Origin of the sequence: Terrisporobacter petrolearius (assembly GCF_020748185.1) — a bacterium.
Lineage (GTDB): Bacteria > Bacillota > Clostridia > Peptostreptococcales > Peptostreptococcaceae > Terrisporobacter > Terrisporobacter petrolearius.
Genome location: NZ_JAHZMO010000039.1, coordinates 26,141 through 32,700 on the forward strand (window position 1 = coordinate 26,141; position 6,560 = coordinate 32,700).

The 6,560-nt window shown below is 30.9% G+C and carries 4 protein-coding genes, 1 tRNA gene and 1 rRNA gene; 1 reads left to right on the forward strand and 5 read right to left on the reverse strand.

What is annotated here, in order from left to right; genetic code table 11:
• Positions 1 to 132: 132 nt before the first annotated feature.
• Positions 133 to 1,650 (reverse strand): BCCT family transporter, encoded by a 1,518-nt coding sequence (locus K0040_RS16225; RefSeq protein ID WP_228109799.1) that lies wholly within the window; start codon positions 1,648 to 1,650, stop codon positions 133 to 135.
• A 397-nt stretch (positions 1,651 to 2,047) separates the two neighbouring features.
• Here K0040_RS16225 and K0040_RS16230 point away from each other — a divergent pair, with 397 nt between their 5' ends.
• Positions 2,048 to 2,896, forward strand: coding sequence for a YitT family protein (locus K0040_RS16230; RefSeq protein WP_228109800.1), 849 nt, complete (start codon positions 2,048 to 2,050; stop codon positions 2,894 to 2,896).
• A 51-nt stretch (positions 2,897 to 2,947) separates the two neighbouring features.
• Here the strand turns inward: K0040_RS16230 and K0040_RS16235 are convergent, their stop codons facing one another.
• The 4 genes from K0040_RS16235 to K0040_RS16250 all read right to left on the reverse strand — a co-directional run.
• Positions 2,948 to 4,405, reverse strand: coding sequence for an aminoacyl-histidine dipeptidase (locus K0040_RS16235; protein WP_228109801.1), 1,458 nt, complete (start codon positions 4,403 to 4,405; stop codon positions 2,948 to 2,950).
• 43 nt (positions 4,406 to 4,448) lie between these two features.
• Positions 4,449 to 5,861 carry a YfcC family protein gene (locus K0040_RS16240; protein ID WP_228109802.1) on the reverse strand — a complete coding sequence of 471 codons (1,413 nt, stop codon included), beginning with the start codon at positions 5,859 to 5,861 and terminating at the stop codon, positions 4,449 to 4,451.
• Between the two features lie 247 nt (positions 5,862 to 6,108).
• Positions 6,109 to 6,183 (reverse strand) — tRNA-Thr (locus K0040_RS16245).
• Between the two features lie 148 nt (positions 6,184 to 6,331).
• Positions 6,332 to 6,560 (reverse strand): 23S ribosomal RNA (locus tag K0040_RS16250); the annotation flags it as partial.

The following is a 6,560-nucleotide window of genomic DNA, read 5'->3' on the forward strand; positions in this document are numbered from 1 at the left end:
ACCAGATATAAATAAGCTTGTATATAATTTCGATAAGTTTTGGAAATATATGCCATTTATATCTAAGTTTATTATATATACATTCAAAAAAATGTACAACTAAATTGTACATTTTTTTGAACATGATTCGTTCTAATTTTTTCGACATTTTTCTTTTCTAAGTTCTTTAACCAAAGCAATTCCAATGGCTACAATAACGAAGGCGAAAGGAAAAGACACTACTATGGCAAACCTTTGGAGTATGTCAAGACCTCCAAGCATTATAAAAACAATTGCGAATAATGCTTGAATAACTCCCCAAATTATTTTATTTATATTTTTAGGATTTAAACTTCCCCTAGATGTAAACATGCTTAGCACATATATTGCAGAGTTCGCTGAAGTAATAAAAAAAGTAAACAACAAGAATATGGCTGTTATGGAAAATACAAATCCACCTTTGTAGTGAGAAAATACTTTGAACAAACTAGTGTCAGTACATATAATTGCATCTTTTGCAAATTCATAACCTAAATTCATGCCCATCATTCCAAAGATTACAAACCAAAGCATACATATAATAGAAGGAACTATAATAACTCCCAAAATAAACTCCCTTATAGTTCTTCCTTTTGAAATTCTGGCTATAAATACCCCTACAAATGGTGACCAAGAAATCCAATATGCCCAATAAAAAATCCTCCACTTGTATACCCACTCATTACTAGTAATAGGATTTATAAATAAACTTTGTGATACAAAATAATTAATATAATCACCTACACCATTTACAAATGTATTCATAATTTCTGAAGTAGGTCCTACAAAAAAGCATCCCACAACAAGAATAGTTGCCAAAGTTAAATTTATGTTTGATAATTGTTTCATTCCTTTGTCCAATCCACCAACAGCTGTCCATATGTAAATTACTGTTATTACTAATATAATAAGAAGTTGAAGTTTGAAATTATTTTTTATTCCAAACAAATACTCTACTCCTCCCCCAATTTGCATAGTTCCCAATCCCATAGATGCTGCCACTCCTATTACTGTAATAAAAATAGCAAGAACATCTACTACTAACTTTATGAAATTTTTGTATTTATTATTTTCCAAAATAGGATCTAAAGTAGAGCTAATAAGTCCCTTTCTTCCTTTTCTAAATTGAAAATAAGCCAAAGAAACTCCTATAACTGCATAAGAAACCCAAGACATAACACCCCAATGAATAAAACTTTGCTCAATAGCAAACCTAATTGCATCCTCGCTACCACCTACTGCATTTAGGGGATTTACAAAATGACTCATAGGCTCCCATGCTCCAAAGAATACTAACCCTATCCCCATTCCAGCCCCAAACAACATGGAAAACCAAACCACATTGCTAAACTCTGGTTTGTCGTTCTCTTTGCCCAGCTTTATATCTCCGTATTTACTAAAAGCTAAGTACAATGAAAAGAAAAAAATCCCCAGCATAAGCATAAGATACATGGGACTAAATTTATCTACAAGTACATTGAATAACTTTGTTGATATATAATTAAATTTCTCCGGAAATAAAATCCCTACAGATACTACCGTGGCTGTTAGTAATAAAGAAAATATCAGCACATAGTTTCTGTTTTTATGTCTCTTTGTCCCACTTTTATAGATCTGTGATCTCGAAAACATATTATCCCCCCATTTATTTTGATATAATTTATTATTCAAAATCATGATGAAATAGTACTCTATGAAAAGTTATTAAATTTATTACTTCTTTCTTACGACTTATTTTTTAATATACTTTTAACACGAACTTAACCATAAAATATAAAATTTGTTGTACTATATAATTGTAGATGGTAAGTTGTGACTTCACTATTTTAAAAGTGATTATTACTACCTACCTAGAATTATTTTTCATTTTATAATGAAAATATTTCGTTTCATGTGTTTAAAAGTTAGGGACTCCTACCCTAGCTTTCTTTTTTTGCATTTTACACCTTACCTATTCACATAATATTTAGCATTCCTGGTTAAACTGATAAGAAGTGTATTTATTTATTAATTGAAAGGTGTAATTAAAATGAAATCAGCATTGAAATTTAATGAAGTAATTATTTTAATGGTAGGCTGTTTATTTATGGCTGTTTCCATAAATATGTTCTTAAATCCTCATAATATTGCACCAGGAGGACTTACAGGTGTATCAATTATTATTAACACCTTAACTGGCTTGCCAATTTGGCTAATAAACATAACTTTTGATATACCTTTATTTCTATTTGCTTTTCGAATTCTTGGAAAAAAGGATGCCTCAAAAACATTACTCGGCATAATATTTCTTACTGCATCATTGAAAATAACTGAAAACCTAGGAAATATTAATGTGACAAATGACGTACTTTTATCTTCCATATCTGGAGGTATTGTCCTTGGAATAGCTTTAGGACTTATATTTAGAATAAACGGAAGTACTGGAGGTACAGATTTAATCGGAATTTTGGCAAATAAGGCTTTTTCTTCCCTTAGTGTTCCTACACTTATGGGATTTGCAGATGGTTGTATTGTAGCTTTATCAGGTATTGTTAGCAAAAATATTGAAATTGCTCTTTATTCTGCCATAGCTCTATATATAATAGTAAAAGTTAGCGACATAATAGTAGAAGGTATTAATACTTCCACATCTTTTACTATTATTTCTGATAAATATATGGAAATTGGAAGTGCAATAACAGATGAATTACAAAGAGGTGCCACTATTTTAAAAGGCCAAGGGCTATATACTGGAAGTGAAAAAAATGTACTTCTTGTTGTTGTTTCAAAAAAAGAAGTTATTACATTAAAAAAACTTGTTAAACAAACAGACCCATACGCATTTATAATAATCACAGATATTTTTGAAGCATTAGGCGAAGGATTTAAACCTATGTAACTTATTTTTCCTAGCACTAAAAAAGCGCCAACTTAAGTTGACGCTTTTTTTCTATTTTATATTTTTTAATATAGCAACAAGATATTTCCAAGTTCTCTTCGTTGATGGTATATCTAAATGCTCATTTGGTGTATGAACATCAAATAGGTTTGGTCCTATCGATATTGCTTGTGCTCCTTTTATTGCATCTAATAATAATCCACATTCTAACCCTGCATGTATTGCCACTATCTCAGGTTTTTTACCCATTACTTCTTCATATGTGTCTACACAAATTTTTTCTAATTTAGAGTCTTTTGCATATTCCCACTCTGGGTAATCATCCATTAGATCTAATTTTACTCCTAATTTATTACATAATAAAGTCATTCTATTATTTAAATCGTCTTTTAAACTTTTTACTGAACTTCTAGTAGCAAATTCGAATATAAAGTTTTCTTCATTGTTAGCTATAACACCTAAATTGGTAGAACTTTCAACAAGTCCTTTAATATCCATACTCATTGTTTGGATACCTCTTGGCATTAAATTAATTAGCTCAATTATACTTTCCCTACACTTATCATTTAAAGCTTTGTCATATGCTTTGTCACATTTTTCAAATTCTATTGTTACATCTGGATCTGAAGTTTTATACTCATTTTTGAATACTTGTAAAGCATTGTTTATCTCTTTTTCTAACTTGCTTTCATCATTACTATTAACAAGTATTATACACTCTGCCTCACGAGGAATAGCATTATTTTTAAGTCCACCTTCAACAGATACTAAATCAAATTCTATATTACAAACATTAGAAATATGATTTAAAAGCCTACCCATAAGCACATTAGAGTTAGCTCTTTGTTTGTCTATTTCCATTCCTGAGTGTCCACCAAGAAGTCCTTTTATATCTATTTTATAAGCTGATTTTTTATTTTCAACTGTCTTATATTCTTTATCAATTGTTACAACTGCTGTAACTCCACCTGCACAACTTACAGTTATTGTTCCTTCTTCTTCTGAGTCAAGGTTTATTATATATTCTCCTTTAAATAATTCACCTTTTATGTTCATTGCACCATTCATAGTTTCTTCTTCATCTGCTGTGAATATTACTTCTAAAGCTGGATGTTGTATATCATCTGATGCAAGTAAAGCAAGACCCATAGCTACTGCTATTCCATTGTCTGCTCCTAATGTTGTGTCTGTAGCATATAAGTAGTCTCCATCTACTCTTAATTCTATTGGATCTTTTGTGAAATCATGTTCTTTTCCTTTATTTTTTTCACAAACCATATCCATATGTCCTTGAATTATAACAGTAGGTGCATTTTCATATGATTTAGTAGCTGGCTTTTTAATTAAAACATTTAAATTTTCGTCTTGCACTACTTCCAACCCTAATCGTTTTCCTTCCCTAGCTAGGTAATCACTAATTCCCTGCTCATTTCCTGAACCTCTAGGTACTTTTGATATTTCTGCAAAATAATTAAATACTAATTCTGGTTGTAAATTTTCTATTTTCATTTTAATTCTCCCTTAATCAAATACATTTTTAGCAACGCGAATTTTATACTAACATCATAGCTAAGCATAAGATTATTGATGATGATATAAATATTGCAACTAAAACTTTACTTACAAATTTGACCCATGTAGCATAATCTACTTTTGCTATAGCTAAAGCTCCCATTATTACACCACTTGTTGGTGTTACTAGGTTAACTAATCCACTACCTGCACTGAATATAGATATTAATATTTCAGCTTTGAATCCTAAAGAAACTGCTAAAGGTCCAAATATAGGCATTGATAAACCAGCAAGTCCTGAAGTTGATGGTATAAAGAATGATAATACCATATATATTAAGAATGCTGCTATAGTAAACACTATAGGTGACATTCCATTTAACATTGATGATGCATGATTTAGTACATAATTATCTAATCCAGTTGTATTCATCATTACTGATATACCTTTTGACACACCTATAACTAATGCAACTCCAACCATGTCAGCAGCCCCATCCATAAATGCTCCAACAATATCTTTTTCACTCATTCTGTAAACTACACCTATAATAATTGCCATTATTACAAACCACATACCTAATTCAGAGAACCACCAGTGACCTAGTGAAGATCCTGTTAAGAATGATGTGTTTGCAAATATTGTTACTCCAAATTCTTCCCAAGGAATTACTGCTGCTACCATTACTAAAAATGTTAAAGTAAATAACCAAAGAACTATTCTTCTTTTAGCAGTAAATTCTACTACTTCTTCCTTTTTGTCATTTCCTATAAATGCATCATGTGCTTCTTTTATTTCTCTTTCTGATAATATTGAAGCATTTTTATCTTTTTGAACTTTCTTTGCGTATTTCATAACGAAGTAGATAGATATTAACAATGATGAGAACCATAAAGCTATTCCAGTTCCTATAACTATTATCTGGTTAACTTCAATTCCTACTCCATTTAAAGCTCCTATACTTGTTGAAACTAAGAAAGGGTTTACAGTAGAACCTAAAACTCCACTACCTGCTCCAAGTATAATTGTACCTACTGAAACTAATGGATCAAATCCTGCTACTATCATAGTTGTTGTAACTAATGCAGCAAATGCTATAGTTTCTTCTGCCATACCAAAACTAGTTCCTCCTAAAGAGAATATAAACATAAGTACTGGTATTAATATTAATTCTTTTCCCTTTAATTTAGCAACTACATTTCCTATTCCTGCATCTAATGCCCCTGTTTTTGCTGTTACTCCTAAAAAACCACCTATTAATAAAACAAATATTGCTATTTCAATAGCCTCGTTTAATCCGTTTATTGGTGCCATAACTAAATCTGAAAATTTAGCTGCTTTAATTCCTGGTATAAATTGTGTTGCTAATGCTATTATTGCTGTAATAATTAATAACACAGTATAAGCCGATGGCAATGTAAATGATTTTTTCTTTTTATTTGGTTTACCCATTTTTTCAATCTCTCCTTTGATGTCCTGTCTAAGAAACATTTTCTTTTTTAAACCAAGTTGTTTCTATACTTAATTTATTTATTTCAATATAATACCATATTTCGTCAAATATTTACATAGAAATTTTTTCCATTTTATACCAAAATTAATCTAAAAATTATCAATTTTATGAAAATTGATTTAAGCTAATTTTAATTTTTCTTTTTATTTTTCACACAAAAAAACTAGGCCATTGCCTAGTTATTATTGGAGCTGGTGATAGGAATCGAACCTACAACCTGCTGATTACAAGTCAGCTGCTCTACCGTTGAGCCACACCAGCTAATCAAGTTTCTGTTATACTAATTAGTTAATTAGTACTTTCAAAACTGCTAACATTTAATGTTTCCATTATGTTTTTATTAACCGAAATCTTCCTCATTAAAATTTTAATAAGGATTTGGTTCACTATGTAAACCTTTAGGTTTATTTTGGTCAAGTCCTCGACCTATTAGTATCAGTAAGCTACATATGTTACCACACTTCCACCTCTGACCTATCAACCATGTAGTCTTCATGGGGTCTTAACCTTGCGGTGGGAAATCTTATCTCGAAGTAGGCTTCGCGCTTAGATGCTTTCAGCGCTTATCCTTTCCGTACTTAGCTACCCAGCTATGCCCTTGGCAGAACAACTGGTACACCAGCGGTACGTCCATCCCG